Origin of the sequence: Acinetobacter harbinensis, from assembly GCF_000816495.1 — a bacterium.
In the GTDB taxonomy this organism is placed as follows: Bacteria; Pseudomonadota; Gammaproteobacteria; order Pseudomonadales; family Moraxellaceae; genus Acinetobacter; species Acinetobacter harbinensis.
On record NZ_JXBK01000001.1, the window covers coordinates 1,840,120 to 1,857,206 of the forward strand.

General features: G+C 41.6%; 15 protein-coding genes and 1 pseudogene. 6 read left to right on the top strand and 10 right to left on the bottom strand.

Annotation, left to right across the window (positions count from 1 at the left end; genetic code table 11):
- Positions 1–3: 3 nt before the first annotated feature.
- The 4 genes from SE27_RS08595 to SE27_RS08610 are packed head-to-tail and all read right to left on the bottom strand — an operon-like array spanning position 4 to position 3,781.
- Positions 4–1,047: an alpha/beta hydrolase gene (locus tag SE27_RS08595; protein WP_039622604.1), complete on the bottom strand. Its 1,044-nt coding sequence runs from the start codon at positions 1,045–1,047 to the stop codon at positions 4–6.
- Positions 1,047–2,213: a YdcF family protein gene (locus SE27_RS08600; protein ID WP_039623898.1), complete on the bottom strand. Its 1,167-nt coding sequence runs from the start codon at positions 2,211–2,213 to the stop codon at positions 1,047–1,049. The genes SE27_RS08595 and SE27_RS08600 overlap by 1 nt, the downstream gene beginning before the upstream one ends.
- Before the next feature lie 6 nt (positions 2,214–2,219).
- Complete coding sequence (gene murB, locus SE27_RS08605) at positions 2,220–3,287, bottom strand: UDP-N-acetylmuramate dehydrogenase (protein WP_264673630.1); 1,068 nt, start codon at positions 3,285–3,287, stop codon at positions 2,220–2,222.
- The gene (locus SE27_RS08610) at positions 3,269–3,781 is read right to left on the bottom strand and encodes a low molecular weight protein-tyrosine-phosphatase (protein ID WP_039622607.1); all 513 of its coding nucleotides are present in this window, start codon (positions 3,779–3,781) and stop codon (positions 3,269–3,271) included. Before SE27_RS08610 ends, murB begins: the two co-directional genes overlap by 19 nt.
- A 115-nt stretch (positions 3,782–3,896) precedes the next feature.
- On the opposite strand from SE27_RS08610, the gene SE27_RS08615 reads away from it, so the two are divergent.
- Positions 3,897–5,057 carry an iron-containing alcohol dehydrogenase gene (locus SE27_RS08615; RefSeq protein ID WP_039622609.1) on the top strand — a complete coding sequence of 387 codons (1,161 nt, stop codon included), beginning with the start codon at positions 3,897–3,899 and terminating at the stop codon, positions 5,055–5,057.
- Between the two features lie 136 nt (positions 5,058–5,193).
- Positions 5,194–5,631 (top strand): acyl-CoA thioesterase, encoded by a 438-nt coding sequence (locus tag SE27_RS08620; RefSeq protein WP_039622611.1) that lies wholly within the window; start codon positions 5,194–5,196, stop codon positions 5,629–5,631.
- Between the two features lie 2 nt (positions 5,632–5,633).
- Here SE27_RS08620 and dnaX read toward each other — a convergent pair whose 3' ends face one another.
- From dnaX to SE27_RS08650, 5 genes and pseudogenes are all read right to left on the bottom strand, one after another.
- Complete coding sequence (dnaX, locus tag SE27_RS08625) at positions 5,634–7,736, bottom strand: DNA polymerase III subunit gamma/tau (RefSeq protein ID WP_039622612.1); 2,103 nt, start codon at positions 7,734–7,736, stop codon at positions 5,634–5,636.
- Positions 7,737–8,065: 329 nt separating this feature from the next.
- Positions 8,066–8,524 carry a copper resistance protein NlpE N-terminal domain-containing protein gene (locus tag SE27_RS08635; RefSeq protein ID WP_039622616.1) on the bottom strand — a complete coding sequence of 153 codons (459 nt, stop codon included), beginning with the start codon at positions 8,522–8,524 and terminating at the stop codon, positions 8,066–8,068.
- A 105-nt stretch (positions 8,525–8,629) separates the two neighbouring features.
- Positions 8,630–9,880, bottom strand: a pseudogene (locus tag SE27_RS08640) (serine hydrolase domain-containing protein).
- A 73-nt stretch (positions 9,881–9,953) separates the two neighbouring features.
- Positions 9,954–10,808 carry a MaoC family dehydratase gene (locus tag SE27_RS08645; protein WP_039622618.1) on the bottom strand — a complete coding sequence of 285 codons (855 nt, stop codon included), beginning with the start codon at positions 10,806–10,808 and terminating at the stop codon, positions 9,954–9,956.
- Between the two features lie 148 nt (positions 10,809–10,956).
- On the bottom strand, positions 10,957–12,348 hold the full coding sequence (locus tag SE27_RS08650) for a 3-oxoacyl-ACP reductase (protein WP_039622620.1): 1,392 nt from the start codon (positions 12,346–12,348) through the stop codon (positions 10,957–10,959).
- A 242-nt stretch (positions 12,349–12,590) separates the two neighbouring features.
- On the opposite strand from SE27_RS08650, the gene SE27_RS08655 reads away from it, so the two are divergent.
- Positions 12,591–14,108, top strand: a complete 1,518-nt coding sequence (locus SE27_RS08655; RefSeq protein WP_039622622.1) for an acetyl-CoA C-acetyltransferase — start codon at positions 12,591–12,593, stop codon at positions 14,106–14,108.
- A 115-nt stretch (positions 14,109–14,223) separates the two neighbouring features.
- Here the strand turns inward: SE27_RS08655 and aceI are convergent, their stop codons facing one another.
- Positions 14,224–14,652: a chlorhexidine efflux PACE transporter AceI gene (gene aceI, locus SE27_RS08660; protein ID WP_039622624.1), complete on the bottom strand. Its 429-nt coding sequence runs from the start codon at positions 14,650–14,652 to the stop codon at positions 14,224–14,226.
- 84 nt (positions 14,653–14,736) lie between these two features.
- Here aceI and aceR point away from each other — a divergent pair, with 84 nt between their 5' ends.
- The 3 genes from aceR to SE27_RS14475 all read left to right on the top strand — a co-directional run.
- Positions 14,737–15,627, top strand: a complete 891-nt coding sequence (gene aceR, locus SE27_RS08665) for an HTH-type transcriptional regulator AceR (protein ID WP_039622627.1) — start codon at positions 14,737–14,739, stop codon at positions 15,625–15,627.
- 86 nt (positions 15,628–15,713) lie between these two features.
- Positions 15,714–16,703 (top strand): transaldolase, encoded by a 990-nt coding sequence (gene tal / locus SE27_RS08670; RefSeq protein ID WP_039622628.1) that lies wholly within the window; start codon positions 15,714–15,716, stop codon positions 16,701–16,703.
- A gap of 78 nt (positions 16,704–16,781) precedes the next feature.
- Positions 16,782–17,087 (top strand): LysE family transporter (locus SE27_RS14475; RefSeq protein ID WP_264673631.1); only part of this gene is annotated, 306 nt, incomplete at its 3' end.

The following is a 17,087-nucleotide window of genomic DNA, read 5'->3' on the forward strand; positions in this document are numbered from 1 at the left end:
ATTTTAGTAATAACCATCTGAACCTTGTGCATGCAAAAAGGCCGGAATTAATCCCGTCAATGCGGCACGAATATCAGCACGTTCATTGATCAATTGATGCGAACCCTCTTCTAACATTAATAAGGTTTGCAGACGAAATTTGGCACGAATAAATTCAATATTATAACGCCAATCTACGGTCTGATCTTGCGCACCTTGCGCCAACCATACCGGAATGCGGCAAGCGGGACGGGCTTCCATTTGTTGCATCCATTTTGACATGGCCAAAATCCAATCCATGCCCATCATACGTGGCTGTAATGGATCTTTTAAGCGTACAAAGCGCAAGAATTCCGGATTGTGGTTGTTACGTTTAAAGTGGCGTGGCACTTGACGCTTAATACGGCGAATGATGCCTAAACCCATCGAATTATGCCACCACGCAGATTTGGCCGGTCGAATTAATGGAGACAGCAATAACACACGCTTAACATAGGGATCTTCACGGCGTTCGGCAAAGTCTAATAGATGATGTAGCCAAATTGCGCCACCGGTACTTTGTCCAATCCCGAGCCACGGTTTGGGCAGTTGCTCAGCATTTTTAACATAATGATAAACCGCTTGTAAAACCTGTTGATAATGGTCGAAGCTTTTAATACTTGCCGGTGAACCATCACTTAGGCCGTGTCCCGGTAAATCATACGTAATAACACTAAAGCCTTGTTCCAGTACTTCACGAATAATTGGTTGATAAATTCCACTATGTTCCAAATAACCGTGTAATAAAAATACTGTACCGCGAATTTTATTAAATGGCAGCAACGCTAAATTGGGCTGAAAGACTTGCACATGCAATTTAAACAAGGGCATTTGTACATAGCCTTGCCACTGCTGCCCCTCCAATACATCCAAGCCATATAATTTACGATAAGCTTGAATTTCTACGGAAGGTAAATAAGGTCGATTCAGATTTAAAGCTTCTAGCAGTTGTGGCGTACTTTCCCGACTGGGCACAGGTAAATTTAATTGTTTTAAAATGCTTGGATTTAGAAATGGGATATCCGGCATTAAGGCACCTCTCGACAATCGCTTGACCCAAACCAAACATCACGAATGGTGGCTAACATTTCATAATTGGCACGGCGACTATGATCATAATTTTGTTGGCTGGGCTGCCACTTGGTCAAATGGGTTGGAATCGGGGCTTCAATCGGCACTGTTTCAATCCCATTTAAAGCAAATAAACGCCGTGTCCGCGGCATGTGATAACGATCAGTAATTAAAATCACGCGTGGTGCTCCACCTTTTTTTTGTAATAATAACGAACTAAAACGAGAATTTTCACAGGTATTCATACTGCGATCTTCCAGTAGTTTAGCCTCTACACCGCGCTCTTTTAACCATTGCTGCATGTACGGTGCTTCAACCCCACTCAGTACAATAGGTAATTGATATTGTTTTTCAACAGCCAAGGTTTTTTCTAACCGTAGCCGCGTGTAGTTATTCACCACAATCTCTTTACTTTTCTTATCTAAGGTCAGTCCGCCGCCTAAAACCACAATAGCATACGGTTTTTCACCTTGTGGGATGACGGGCTGATTCTGCTCATTTAGTTTAATAATATCTTGGTAAGTGCTGTCATCAACAATAGGTTGTGTATCGTTTGGCTGCTCTGCTTCAATTTTATGCGTGTGTAAAAATTCTACATATTTTTCAATCAGTGCTTTATTTTCACTGCTGTTCACATCTAATAAGTCTTTTACGGTGGGTGTATTGTCCTCTGTCGACTGATTATCTTCTAATGACAGATGATCCTCATAGGATAAATCATTCTGTATGGGTTTAACCAGCATCGGAATACGTGGTTTGTCTTCCTGATTATTTTCTTGTTGTTCAGCTTCAATGACTTGCTGCAATGCTTTATAACGCGCTTGGATAATGGTGAAATCCTGTGAGTTATGGCTTTGTATCGCCTCTTGCATGACCTTTAAATACGCTTGGCGCGCAATCCAAAGCTTCGAACCGGGCTCTAAGCTTTCATGCTCACTAAGTCCGGCCATTTGCTGACTTTGTGCGGCCACAGGATTGACATCCACCGCAGCAAATTTATTTAAGGCGGCAACCATCCACTGCGAATAAAATGGCGAATAAATAAGAACCATAAAACAGCCGAAAAGCACGAACAGCCAAAGCGCTATACGTGTTAATCGAACCATCCAATGTGCTTTCGCCATCATTGCTTATTTCCCATGTGAACCAATCAAACCCAAGGTGTCAAATAATACGGGCTCAGGTGTCAATAAAATATTAAATTTTTGCTGCACATCGTGTTGTACCGCCTGATAAGTGGCTTGTACATCGGCTAAATTGGCCTGTCCATAGTTGACCAACACCAAGGCTTGTTTATGAAACATCCCCACCATGCCTAACTGTTTGCCTTTCCAACCGGCTTGATCAATTAACCAACCGGCAGCAATCTTAACGCCACCATCTGCTTGCGGATAATGCGGTAAATTGGGGAATTTAACCGCTAAATGCTGATATAAATCTTCATCAATAATTGGATTTTTAAAGAAACTGCCAACATTGGGATAATCTTTTGGATCAGGTAACTTACTCTGACGAATTTGAATCACCTGTTGTTGTAAATTTTCTGCAGTCTGCTCATCACCTACCGCCTGTTTTAAATCGCCATAATTGAGCATTAAATGGGCTTTTTTCAGTAATTTAAAGGTCACATGGGTAATCACAAAACGATTTGGATGATCTTTAAAAATACTGTGTCGATAAGCAAAATCACAATCTTTGGCCAAAATCGTTATAAATTCTTCTGATCTACGATCATACACCTGTACCGATTGAATGAATTGGCCGACTTCGACACCATAAGCACCAATATTTTGCACCGGTGAAGCCCCCACCAAACCCGGAATAAGCGCCAAGTTTTGCAAGCCATATAAGTGCTGTGACGTGGTCCACAGCACAAACTCATGCCAATTTTGTCCAGCGCCTACACAAACCGTCTGACTGTGCTCATCTTCAGCAAGACATTCAATGCCTTGAATATCCATATGCAGCACCAAGGCCTGAATAGATTGTGGCAACAGCATATTACTGCCGCCCGACAAAATTAGAATATTCAGCTGTTGCTGCTGCGCATAAGCCAATGCCTCAAGCACGTGTAGATTGGATTGCACTTTCATGTAGTGCGATGCGACGGAATCTAAGCTTAAGGTATTAAAAGGCTTAAGTTGCATTTGTGTTTGCATATTCATGAATGTTAAAGCCTTTATTTTACAGCAAGCCATTGTTTGAAGTGATTAACCCAACCTAAACTACTGGATTCACATTGATCCAAAACGCGTTCAAAGCCCGCTTCGCCGCCATAGTATGGATCAGGCAACGCCTGTTTGGGATAAATTGCATCGTACTCGCTCATTAAGGCAATTTCTGCACGAATTTGTTCTGCTGAATATTGTTGATGCGCTTGTTTAAACAAAGCCTGAATATTGAATAAATTTTCTTCATCCATGGCCAAAATAAGATCAAATTCAATAAAATCTTGTATTTTTAATTGTCGTGCACGCAAGCTGGATAAATCATAGCCACGTTGTAAAGCATGCTTTTGGCTACGCTGATCAGGTGCTTTATTCGGATGGTAATTACTAGTACCGGCAGAATCAATAAAAACATTAAGTTGTTGTTTATCACAAAAATGTTTCAGAATAACTTCAGCCGTAGGCGAACGACAAATATTACCTAAACATACACATAACACCTTATATGGCGTTTGGGATGACATAACAATCTCTCGCATTGCTTTATTTTATGGTGTCTTATGGTAAGTTATTTAGAGGATGAATCCTATAGAACGTCAAAACAATAATCTTGAATTTAAGATAAAAAGGATCTAATACATGAGTCATTTTCAGTTTCAGACGGTGGCGAATATTATTTCAGGGCTTGGCTCAATCGGTGAGTTAAAAGCTCTCCTGCATGCAGGTGGTTATAAAAAACTCTTATTGGTAACCGATGGCGGCATTATACAGCAGCAACTACATGCTCCGATTATTGAAATATTAGACACGCTTCAGCTGCACTATGTGGTGTATTCTAAAGTTCAAGCCGATCCCCCTGAACACATGGTGTTAGATGCGGTAGCGTTTGCACAACAGCAACAGATCGATATTGTGTTGGGTTTTGGCGGTGGCAGCTCCTTAGATGTTGCCAAAATTATTGCCATACTGGCGCATCCACAGCAGCAACAAGGCTTGCAAGACTTGTACGGTGTGAATCAGGCCAAATCTCCCCGCCTGCCGTTATATTTAGTGCCGACCACAGCCGGCACCGGTTCTGAAGTTACGCCTATTTCTATTGTGACAACCGGCGCAACCAGCAAAACCGGTATCGTGGCGCCCATTTTATTTGCAGATGTGGCGATTTTAGATGCAACCTTTACTCAAAATTTACCGGCACATATTACCGCTGCCACGGGTATTGATGCGATGGTACACGCCATTGAAGCCTATACCTCAAAAATCAAAAAAAATCCCTATGCCGATATGTTGGCTAAACAAGCCTTAAAACTCCTTGATCATAATTTAAGTTTGGTCTTGGCCGATGGCCACAATTTACCTGCACGGCAAAATATGTTGGTCGGTTCAATGTTGGCCGGACAAGCTTTTGCCAATGCGCCGGTCGCTGCGGTGCATGCTTTGGCTTATCCTCTCGGTGGACATTTTCATATTTCACACGGCCATAGCAATGCCTTGGTGTTAACTGAAGTGTTAAAATTTAATGCACCGCATGCTAAAGCACTGTATGCCGAACTGATGTGCTGCTTAGATGCGAAAAGTACCGGCAGTACTGAAGCCTTGTGTGATTTATTTATTGATCATATGCAAAATCATTTAGATCACAGTGGTTTAATCTTAAAACTTAAGGATTTAAAGATTGCTGAAAATATGCTGGAAAAACTGGCACAAGATGCCATGTTGCAAACACGGCTGTTACAGAATAATCCACGAGACATGACACAACAAAATGCCCTAGACATTTATCAAGCGATTTACGCATAATTTTATAAATAAACAGATCAGCACATTTCCGATAAAAGCATGTATTTTTCTTATAAGACTTTCACTTTTAAGCAATACGTTTAAAAAAAATTATAGATAAAACTCAATATCACTTATTTTTAGAGGTCTATTTACCATGAAGAAAACACCGAAAAAACGTTCTGATTTTTGTTATTTTTTACCGATACAAACGCGCTGGTCAGACAATGATATGTATGGACATATCAACAATGTGACCTATTACAGTTATTTTGATAGTGCTGCCAATGCTTTACTGATTGAAAAAGCCAACTTTGATATTCGCTACTCTGCTGTTATTGGCTTAGTGGTCGAGTCCGCCTGTAGTTTTTTGCAAGAATTGTCTTATCCAGAAATAATTGATGTTGGAGTCAGAATTTCTAAACTGGGCAATTCCTCCATACAATACGATTTAGCGATTTTTAAACAATTACACGATAGTGCCTCCGCGCAAGGACATTTCGTACATGTTTTTGTAGAGCGTACAAATAGAAAAAGCACCGCGATTCCTGTTGAAATGCGCGATGCTTTGGCTGAATACTTGGTGCCAGAATAAGGTTATTCCAGTTGAATATTCTGTATCTCACCTTCAAAGCTGTGTAACAGATCTTTCACTGCCGATTCTGCATGCAATAATTCAGCAGCACGTGCATAGGCTCTTTGTTTACGCTCATTTTGCATAAAGTACGGCGTGGTACTGGAAACATCAGCATATTTAACCTCAAACTGGGTATTTGCCCACTGCTCTTTTAAGGCTTGCTCTAAAGCATGTTGTAACTGATTAAGCAATTGCTCATACTTAGGGGCAATTTGAAACGTCGATTGGCCATCAATTTGACCGCTCATCACACCTTGTTGTGCCAACTCTTGTACCGCGGGACTTAAGCTGCTGTGCCTAAACCAATATTCCCACTTATCTAGCGTCCACTCACCTTCAAGCTGTTGCGGCGTTAATCTTAAAATATCTTGTGGCATGATATTGCAATCTTGATCCGGCACAACATCAATCACTGGTGTATTTTCATCCAGTATAGATGACTGCAACTCAACCACAGCGTGAGCTTGATCGGTAACATGGGCAGTTTCCACATCTACACTTTCAAGCGGTAACAGCGTTTCTGCTTGGTTCTGCACGGATGTTAAAAATAAATCACTCTCTAAAGCTACGACTGGATGAACGGTTAATTTTGGCTCATCGTGTATGTCTGCATGCGGTAACGGCGCAATCTCATCAAACAAGAAATCATCACTGCTCGGCTCATCATCGACTGGCCGATGTGTATTCTCATTGCTGTCATCTAAATCAAATAAAAGCTCATCTGCCGCAGGATCAAAAATAATCTGATCTAAGCTGGTGCTGCTTGGCTGTGCTGGCTCAGAAACCACCTCATCTAAAAAGTCATCTGAAGATGGTTCTTGAATAAGCGTACTGTCTACAGCTTGCGTTTCTACGGTTATGGCCGCTGCTGGCTGCGCATCTGCTTGTGAGCGCATCTGTTCTATCGGCGCTTGCACAGCAATTTCGGTATTTTGCAGTGTTGCTTGCTGCGCAGTTGAAACTAACACTTCATTGGGCTGTAGTGGACGAAACGCCAATAAGCGCAAGATACACATCTCAAAGCCTTGCTCTTGGGTGACAGCCAATTGCAAATCTGCACGCCCTTTACACGCCACTTGATAATACAGTTGCAAATCTTGCGCTGAAATCAGCTGCGACAAGTGCATGATTTTTTTATTAATTTCAGCACTGTATTTGAGGCTTAAATCAGGCAGATATTGCAACAAAGCCAATTCATGCAAAGTAGAAATCAACTGATCTAAAACCAATGAAACATCTAGCGCCTGTTGTCTAAATTGCATCAACAATTGGCTGACGCGTTGCTGTTGATTTTGATGAATCGCCAACACCAAATCATAAATAATGGTGCGGTCAATCAAGCCCAACATATCTTTAACATCTTGATGCTGAATCGCACCTTGACCATACGCAATCGCCTGATCGGTTAAAGACAGTGCATCACGCAAAGAACCTTGCCCCGATTCAGCAATTTGCCAAATGGCATCTTGCTCAGCTTGAATGTGTTCTTTGTTTAAAATATCGGTTAAATGTTCGGTAATTTCATCAATCGCCAACGGACGCAGAGTAAATTGCAAACAACGAGAAATCACCGTAATCGGTAGTTTTTGGGGATCAGTGGTGGCAAAAAGGAATTTAACGTGTGCTGGCGGCTCTTCTAATGTTTTTAGCAGCGCATTAAAGGAGTGCGTGGATAACATGTGCACTTCATCAATCAGATAAACCTTAAAACGACCTTGCGTCGGTGCATAAGGTACGTTATCCAGCAATTCCCGCGTATCTTCAACTTTGGTACGTGAGGCAGCATCAATTTCAATTAAATCGATAAAACGCCCTTCGTTAACGGCAGTACAGGTTGCACACACTTCACACGGCGTAGAGGTAATACCGGTTTCACAGTTCAAGCATTTGGCTAAAATACGTGCAATGGTGGTTTTACCCACACCACGTGTGCCGGTAAACAAATACGCATGATGTAAACGCCCACGCTCTAAGGCACTGGTCAGTGCTCGTGATACATGGTTTTGCCCCACCAATTCATTGAAATTTCGTGGACGGTATTTACGCGCAAGTACTTGATACATGTATGCTCCTTTTTACAGGCCTAAGCATACTGTTTTTTTGCCAAAGAGTGAACGTACAATCTGCAAAAGCTGAAGATCAAAATAGCCAGACTAGAAAGATAGCCACAAAAATGAGCTGTTATATGAATCGGACGATTTATCCAATCAGATTCAAAAAAAGTGAAGCTAAAATGCACCCAGTAATCTTGGGTTAACATTCATCCAAATCAGGCTATTAAAAATAGGATGCTGACCTTGTTGAGCTAACCTAAATTTAGGTCTAAAGACTTGGCACTACAAATAATATGCTGCATAAGCATGCGGAATTTATCTTACATTCTCCTTAAAAATTAGGCGGATTTTTGCAATAAAAAGGCATCTTCATCCTCATAGATATGACCGGTTTTATCTTCTAGAATTTCAAGTATTTGCTGCTCTAAATCGATATAAATTAAATTGCGCGTTTTAACCTGCACCAATTCAATTTGCGTCTGATCATTATTTTTAAATCGAAAGTGTCCGGTCAACTCTTCAATCTCATGCTGCTCATTTAAACGCTCACGCCTTAAATGATAGCTTTGGTCTGCGTTCAGCACCAAACCCACCGCCATTCCGGAACAGTCTTCACAGTGTGAAATACAGGTCATACATGGGGTATTGCCTTGATATGTCCCCACCCATTTTGCCGGCATAACGGTCTGCTCAAGCACCGTATTCAGTTGTTTGTGCGTACGCTCAGACGGCGCTGAATCATGACACCCTAACAAGACTGAACAGCTAATTAAAGGAATAAGAATGGGCTTTTTCATCACAAAAACGTAAACCACAAAAATTTAAACCCAGAAAATAGCACATTTTTAAAAAGAATTCTAAACAGCGCCTTAAGTTGTGTATTGAGGTCGATTGAGGTGACTTTAAAACCAACCTTTTTTTCCTTTTAATTGTTGGTCAGCACAGCGTAATGTCTCTTGTGTTAAGCCCCACAAACGATAATCGCCAGTAATGGAAGCGCTCGTAAAATTATGCGTATATGCAAAACTTAAATGACGATTTGGATCACACCATGCTCCTGAACCATTAAAACCCATGTGGCCGAAACCGTGTGTTCTTTTTCCTAAGCTTAAAATGCGGTGATAGCCTAAACGCCAGTGCATCGGTAACGGCATAATACGATCACGCTGGGTGTATTGAATGTGGCTTAATTCGTCAAAGACTTGTGCATTCATCAGTTCTTGGCCATTCCATACGCCTTTATTGGCCAGCATGGCATAAATTTTTGCCAAACTCTGTGCAGTAAACACCCCATTGGCAGCAGGAATAATCGCGCTTAGACCTGCATCACTAAAGAAACTAAAATCTTTCATGGCTTTGGGAATCATGGCATCTTGAAAGTCTTTGGGGTCTTGCCCTGACCATTGAATCACGCGATCAAAAATAGACAGCTTATGCGTTTTTGATTTTTTTGCTGGCGCTAATTTTTGTGCAGTTTGTGCTACTTTAAATGGCCGTGCAACCCGCTCTAATTGATCGCTTGGTACGCCAAAATAGGCACCATCTAATTGTAAGGGCTAAACCAGATAGTGCTGCATCAAGTCAGCTAGGCTTTGTTTGGTGGCTTTTTCCAGTACGCCGCCGACCAGCCAACCAAAGGTTAAAGCCTGATAAGCAGCATCACTTGCCACAGCAAAGCGCGGCGTCGCTTGAGCAATTTTATCTAGCATATGTGACCAATCAGCCATTTCCGCAGCCGTATCAATCAAATTACGGATATCATATAGCCCACTTTGATGGCTTAAAATATGCCGTAAGGTCATGCTCTGTTTGCCATTTTGTGCAAATTCTGGCCAATACTTAGCCACTGGTGTATCGTAATCTAGACGACCAGAACTAACTAAGATATGTGCTAAGGTCGCAAGTACGCCTTTACCCGTGGAATAACATACCGATAGCGTATCAGGCTGCCAATCCTCTACAGCGGACTTCTTACCGGTATAAATATCAACAACTTTCTGTCCTTGGAAATAAACCACCAAGGCGGCGCCACCTTGTGCAGCACGCGGCTGTTGCATACGACTAAAATGCTGAGCTAAACTTATAAACTGTGAATCGACCACACCTCGATAAGCATCAGTCGCAGCGCACAGATAGCTTTGTATATTATTCATCTTCAGTTCTGTCCTTAGTCTGAATTCAACGCGTAAAAAAGCCTAAATAAAATATTTAGGCTTTTTGCTTAGGTTAAAGTGCTTTTACACTTCCCACCACATGTGGCTTTTGATTTTTACTGCTTCGAATTAAGAAATCGGTATCTTGCGCAACTTGTGCGGTTAAAAACTCAACTTTAGACGGCAAGTAAATGGGCAATTTAAACCAGACATCGGCCTCATAACTCTCTGGTAAAGTCATGCTGGCCAACGCTCGCGCTTTGCTCCACATTCCATGGGCAATCGCTTGCTTAAAGCCAAAGGCTTTGGCGGTCAGCGCATGTAAATGGATTAAATTAAAATCACCGGAAGTTAACGCATAACGGCGGCCGATATTCTCAGAGATATCCCACTCAGCTTGAACTTCATAGGCGGGTACTGCGCTTTCTGCTGTTTTAGCCGCTACTTTTGCCGTACTTTTTTGACGCGCTAAATAGGTGGTGGTGCCTTGCATGACTATTTCTTTACCCACTTTAGCGGTGGTAATAAAGTCAAACTGCATCCCTTTGTCATGCGGCTGTAACTCGCCAAAACGACACGACAATGTCAACAACTCATTCACGCCCACTTTACGGACTTGCTTAATTTGATTACGAATATGCACCAAACCTAATACAGCAAATGGAAATGCCTCTTTGGTCATCATGTGCATTTGTAAGCTTTGAGACAATACCGCCAAATAAATTGCGGGAATATAACTGTTATTTTTAAAACCGCAGACTTCATTGTAGGCTTTAAGATGTTGATGATCGATTTTGAATGAATCCACCACATATTCAACTTGCGGCAGTACTTTTTCACCTTTTGCTTTTTTAAAAATTAAACCTTGAATGACTTTGGGATAGGCTAAATAAGGTTTTGGAAGTTGACTAAAGTGTCGAGTATGCATATTAAACCTTTCATGTTTTTATCACGATGAATGTAATTCTTTTTTAGGCATAGTCCTCGCAAGGAATATAAGCCTGCTTTGTCATTCTGAGTGAGGTCAAAAACCCTCCTTTTAAAAAGGAGAGTTTTTAAAGGGACAATATAAAAAATTAAGCCCCCAATAAACTTTGACCACAGACACGAACCACGTTGCCATTTAAACCTGTTGATGCACTAGATGCAAATAAAGCAATAGTTTCTGCAACATCAACCGGTAAACCGCCTTGGCTCATCGAGTTCATACGACGGCCCGCTTCACGAATTGCAAATGGAATTGCAGCGGTCATTTGCGTTTCAATAAAGCCCGGAGCAACGGCATTAATGGTCACGCCATTTTTTAACAATGGTGCCGTAAATTTAACCACGCCAATCACACCTGCTTTAGATGCTGCATAGTTAGTTTGACCCAAGTTGCCGGCAATACCTGAAATTGAAGAAACACAAATAATACGACCATTGCTGTTTAGACCGTCATTTGCCAGTAAATAGTCATTTACACGCTCAATCGCAGACAGATTGATGTTAATGACCAAATCCCACAATTCAGGCTTCATATTGGCCAGTGTTTTATCACGGGTAATACCCGCATTGTGGACAATAATATCTAAACCGCCCTGTGCTACAGCCGCGGCTTTAATTTTTTCACCTGCATCTGGCGCGGTAATATCGATGGCTAGAGTTGAACCACCAATTTCAGCCGCGACACGGTCCAAATCCGCTTGTTGCTGTGGTACATCTAAACAAATCACATGCGCACCATCACGGGACAAAACATGTGCAATGGCTTCACCAATACCGCGACTAGCACCGGTAACCACGGCAGTTTTTCCAGCCAGTGGTTTGGCCCAATCAATTTCAACGGTGTTGGCTTGAGAAACACGAATGACTTGACCCGACACATAAGCTGAACGTGAGGACAATACAAAACGTAAAGTCGATTCTAGATTGGCTTGTGCACCGTCATCGACATACACCAATTGTGCCGCAATACCTTTTTTAAACTCTTTACCAACCGATTTAACAAAACCTTCTAAAGCACGCTGTGCAATCGCCTGTTTAACCGTTTTTGCCGTTTCAGGCGTAATACCCACCACAATCACACGACCAGAAGCTTGAATCTGACGTGCGATTGGTTTAAAGAAGGCATATAAGCTATGCAGCTGTTCAGAGTTTTGAATGCCTGAGGCATCAAAAATTACCGCTTTAAACTTGGATTCTTTGTCGCCGTCATTAAATGCATTGAGGTTTAAACCCGATTGCGCTGCAGCTTGCTGTAATTCTGTATTGTTGCCGGCATAACTATTGGCATGGATATTCGCTAAAATCTGTGCAATCGCTCCAGATAACGTGCTGGCCGGAGCTGCTCCCAACAGCACAGCCCCTTTAACCACCGGTGTTACCGATTCAAAGCGTTCTAAAAAAGTAGGTGAAGGTAAACCTAAATTTTTGATGACAAGTTTACCAATAGGAGATTTTGCAAAGGCTTGATATTGGTCAGTCATGTTTATTATCTCTCATAGAAATTAATTTTTTGATGGTTTTAAAGGTATGCTTTTAACTTCAATATGATGTCAGATACTCTTATTTCAATAGACCCATCACTTTATATAGAATCATACTGGAGTTAAACCATGGATGTCTTGACCTGAATGCGCTGGGCAATGTCATTTTAGTCAATTCAGGCCATGCTCGATTGTGTTAATGTATTGCTTAAGAATAGTGTCAATATGCTTGGAAAAGCCTTATGAGCAAAACATCTCAAGAAAATCCAACACCCAAAAATTCAGCTGAAAAAACCGTGTCAAATACGTCAAAAAGAACTTCACGTACAAGTCAAAGTTCAGACACGGCAAATCCATCAGCAAGCAATATGACTCAAACGACTCAACCTCGTTCTACGTCAGCACGTCATAAAAGTACAGCTTCAACTTCAAAAAAATCTACATCAACAACTCAAACATCTGTTCAACAGGATAAAATCATGAGTCAAAACACAGTTCGCCGCGTCGCTATTTTGGGTGGTAATCGTATTCCTTTCGCGCGTTCAAACGGCGCATATTTCACTGCATCAAATTCAGATATGTTTACCGCTGCGTTAAATGGCTTGGTAGAACGTTTTAATTTACAAGGTCAGCGTTTAGGTGAAGTGGTTGCCGGTGCAGTGTTAAAACACAGCCGTGATTTTAATATGACCCGCGAATGTGTGTTAGACACGCAGCTTGCGCCTGAAACACCTGCCTATGATATTCAGCAAGCCTGTGGTACTGGCTTACAAGCAGCATTTATAGTTGCCAATAAAATTGCCCTCGGTCAAATTGAAGTGGGTGTGGCTGGCGGTGTGGACACAACTTCTGATGCCCCGATTGCTTTTGGTGATGGTTTACGTAAAGCTTTTCTTGAGCTCAATGTGGCTAAAACCGCCAAAGATCGTTTTAAAGCGTTAAGCAAAATCAATTTTAAAGACTTACTGGATGCACCTAGAAATGGTGAGCCACGTACTGGTCTTTCTATGGGCGATCATCAAGCCATTACTGCACTTGAGTGGGGTATTGCACGTGAAGCACAGGATGAGCTTGCAGCATCTTCACATCAAAAAATGGCCGCTGCCTATGAAGAAGGTTTCTTTGATGACCTTATCACACCATTCTTAGGTTTAGAGCGTGACAATAATTTACGTGCCGACTCTACCGTTGAAAAATTAGCAAAACTTAAGCCTGCCTTTGGTAAAGGCGATGCGCGCACCATGACTGCGGGCAACTCAACGCCATTAACTGACGGCGCATCTTGTGTGCTGTTGGCTTCTGAAGAATGGGCGAAAGCAAATGGCCATGAAGTATTGGCTTACTTAACCTTTACCGAAACGGCTGCAGTTGATTTTGTGGGTAAAAAAGAAGGCTTGTTGATGGCACCGGCTTATGCTGTTCCACGTATGCTTGAACGCGCTGGTATCACTTTACAAGATTTTGACTACTACGAAATTCACGAAGCGTTTGCATCACAAGTATTGTCTACATTAAAAGCGTGGGAAGATCCGAAATTCTGTAAAGAGCGTTTAGGTCTAGATGCAGCACTCGGTTCAATCGATCGTTCTAAATTAAACGTTAAAGGTTCATCTTTAGCGGCAGGCCATCCTTTTGCAGCAACCGGTGGTCGTATTTTAGCGTCTGCGGCTAAACTATTGAATCAAAAAGGTTCAGGTCGTGTTCTCATTTCAATCTGTGCAGCAGGCGGTCAAGGTGTCACAGCGATTATTGAAAAATAATTTACTGTTGCTTATGCCTTAGTGCTAAAAAGCCCCTCAAAGTTTAACGTTGAGGGGCTTTTTTAATTATTCGCTATGCCGCGAAACTAAAAAATTTACTGTCAATCAGACTTTGTTAAACAGTCGCTGAATGCCCAACACCAAAGTGTTTTTCGATCTGGTCATAACACCACTGAAAAATAAAGGTATACACCAAAATACATGAGGTCATGCTCAAGTCGAGCAGAATCGCCTGTCCAATACTCATGTTCATTGCATAAGCCACCATCGGAATGGTCACCAACATTAACCCGCCCTCAAAACCAATAGCATGCAAAATACGCACACCCACTGTTCTTTTTAAATGCCGTTTGGCTTCAAATTTTTCAAAAAAGTGATTAAAAACCATATTCCAAATGACAGAAGTCATCGCCATCGCTATACCGAGTGTTCCGGTAACCTCCATTGGCATTTCAAAAATAAAACTTAAAGCCAAGGCAATAATGATTAACAGAATAATCTCATAACTTAAGGCATGGATAATTCGCCTTTTAGAAAAAAACATTTAACAACTCTTTAGTTTGGATGCGTTGATTATATTTTGATATTATTGATTGATCGAATTAGATTGTTTCAAAAGTTTTGATAGATGAACATTAACCAAGAACAATTGATTATTTTCAAAACCGTGATTGAAACCGGTTCATTTTCAGCGGCCGCCAGACAATTGGGCAAAGTTCCCTCTGCGGTCAGTATGTCGATTGCCAATTTAGAAATTGATTTAAACCTATTGCTGTTTCATCGCGGTGGACGAGAGCCTGTCGCCACCACGCAAGCATTGACCTTATATGAAAAAACCGAACAGCTATTAATCGAGATTAATCAATGGAAACAACATGCATTTGCCTTAAGTGAAGGCCTAGAGTCGTCTTTAAATATTGTGGTGGTGTCTGAGCTGCTCCACGTACAATGGACAGATTATATTTCGCTGTTGGAACAACAATTCCCAGAACTGCAAATTAATATTTTTTCAGCACCGCAAGAAGATGCGTTAAAAATGCTGATGAATCAGACGGCGCAATTGGCCTTGATGTTTGAACGTGAGCAATTAGAAAGCCGTGAGCAATTTGTGGAACTCAAACGAGAAGCCTTGGTGGCTGTGGCGGCAACTGACTCCCCTTTGGCACAATGTGAACAAGTTAGCTATGAGCAAATTTTGCAAAGCAGACAAATTGCCATTGCCAGCCGTGACCGAACGCTTAAGCCTGAATTATTATTTTCAAAAAAATACTGGCGTACTGATAACAACCATTCTGCCTGTGCCATGATTATGCAAGGCTTAGGTTGGGGAGTTTTACCGGTCGAGATGCTCAATCAAAATCCGCACATCAAACAAAAACTGAAAATTCTGAACTTTTTAGATTTTAGTCCTAAGTTTGAATATTTTGTCGATTTGGTCTGGAGCCGTGAAAGCCAATTGGGCGCAGCCGCATGTTTTTTAATTCAACATATTCGTAATTCACGTAAAAACGTAAAATAGACAAGCCTTATACGTGCTTTTTACTTGGTAGAAAAGCAGATTGTGATATAACAAATATACGGGAAATAACTTTAAGAACTAGACTAATGACTCAATCCGCCTTGAACCAATTAAAAAATATGACCACTGTGGTTGCCGATAGTAGCGATCTTGCCGCCATTGAAAAATTTCGTCCATTGGATGCCACCACCAATCCATCACTAATTACTGCCGCTGCCCAGCAAACTGAAAATAAAGTCTTGATTGAAGATGCTTTTCAACAAGCCAAATCTGAAGGTTATAGTGGTGATGTTTTAGTTGAACGCGCGATTGATATTTTGACGGTAAAATTTGGGGTAGAGATTTTAAAACTCATTAAAGGTCGCGTATCAACTGAAGTCGATGCGGCATTGTCTTATGATACTGACGCCACCATTGCCAAAGCCAAAGAGCTATTGGCGCTTTATCAAACCTATGGCATCGAACAAAATCGTATCTTGATTAAAATTGCAGCCACATGGCAAGGCATTCAAGCGGCTAAAGCTTTAGAAGCGGAAGGCATTCATTGTAACCTGACCCTATTATTTGGTTTACCCCAAGCCCAAGCCTGTGCAGAGGCTGGCGTCACACTGATTTCACCTTTTGTCGGGCGAATTCTGGATTGGTATAAAAAGGCTGAAAAAGTCGAGCATTATCCTATCGATAAAGACCCCGGTGTACTATCAGTTAAGCAAATTTATCACTTTTATAAACAAAACTGTATCAAGACTGAAATTATGGGTGCCAGTTTCAGAAGCATTGAGCAGGTTTTAGGTTTAGCCGGTTGTGACTTACTGACCATTGCACCTAATCTTTTAGCAGAATTAGAACAGGATCAGCGTGAAGTGGTGACTCAACTTTCAGATGATCACGCACAGGCACATTGTCAACACACCGTTGCTGCTTTAAGCAAAGCAGGCTTCACCGAGCAGCTGCAACATGACTTAATGGCCTCACAGCTCTTACAAAGTGGAATTGATGGTTTTATTAAAGCGCGTGAGCAACTGAGTACATTATTGCGTCAATCTTTTGGGTTAGATGCGGAAATACAGCCTTAATTTAAAAAACTCTCTCTTTAAAAAAGCCGATTTTGCTATAGTAAGCCTATCGGCTTTTTTATCTCTTGAGCGTGTATTGTGTTTGGTATCACCGATCTTGGCACCTATATTATTGGCACCACCTTAATTGTGTTATTGCCCGGCCCGAACTCTTTATATGTGATGTCCATTGCTTCGCGCTTTGGCATTAAGGCCGGCTATAAAGGTGCGTTAGGTGTTTATACTGGCGACATGATTTTAATTATACTCACCGCTTTAGGCGCAGCCTCATTACTGCATGCTTTTCCATGGTTGTTTATTTTACTGAAAGTGGTTGGTGCGCTTTACTTAAGTTATTTGGGCATTAAATTATTGATCGCCGCATGGCATACGTGGACGATTGCC

Excerpts from the sequence above, each read along its gene's own strand:
- SE27_RS08595 (WP_039622604.1), bottom strand. The coding sequence starts at position 1,047 with ATGCCGGATATCCCATTTCTAAATCCAAGCATTTTAAAACAATTAAAT.
- SE27_RS08600 (WP_039623898.1), bottom strand. The coding sequence starts at position 2,213 with ATGGCGAAAGCACATTGGATGGTTCGATTAACACGTATAGCGCTTTGG.
- murB (WP_264673630.1), bottom strand. The coding sequence starts at position 3,287 with ATGGCTTGCTGTAAAATAAAGGCTTTAACATTCATGAATATGCAAACA.
- SE27_RS08610 (WP_039622607.1), bottom strand. The coding sequence starts at position 3,781 with ATGTCATCCCAAACGCCATATAAGGTGTTATGTGTATGTTTAGGTAAT.
- SE27_RS08615 (WP_039622609.1), top strand. The coding sequence starts at position 3,897 with ATGAGTCATTTTCAGTTTCAGACGGTGGCGAATATTATTTCAGGGCTT.
- SE27_RS08620 (WP_039622611.1), top strand. The coding sequence starts at position 5,194 with ATGAAGAAAACACCGAAAAAACGTTCTGATTTTTGTTATTTTTTACCG.
- dnaX (WP_039622612.1), bottom strand. The coding sequence starts at position 7,736 with ATGTATCAAGTACTTGCGCGTAAATACCGTCCACGAAATTTCAATGAA.
- SE27_RS08635 (WP_039622616.1), bottom strand. The coding sequence starts at position 8,524 with ATGAAAAAGCCCATTCTTATTCCTTTAATTAGCTGTTCAGTCTTGTTA.
- SE27_RS08645 (WP_039622618.1), bottom strand. The coding sequence starts at position 10,808 with ATGCATACTCGACACTTTAGTCAACTTCCAAAACCTTATTTAGCCTAT.
- SE27_RS08650 (WP_039622620.1), bottom strand. The coding sequence starts at position 12,348 with ATGACTGACCAATATCAAGCCTTTGCAAAATCTCCTATTGGTAAACTT.
- SE27_RS08655 (WP_039622622.1), top strand. The coding sequence starts at position 12,591 with ATGAGCAAAACATCTCAAGAAAATCCAACACCCAAAAATTCAGCTGAA.
- aceI (WP_039622624.1), bottom strand. The coding sequence starts at position 14,652 with ATGTTTTTTTCTAAAAGGCGAATTATCCATGCCTTAAGTTATGAGATT.
- aceR (WP_039622627.1), top strand. The coding sequence starts at position 14,737 with ATGAACATTAACCAAGAACAATTGATTATTTTCAAAACCGTGATTGAA.
- tal (WP_039622628.1), top strand. The coding sequence starts at position 15,714 with ATGACTCAATCCGCCTTGAACCAATTAAAAAATATGACCACTGTGGTT.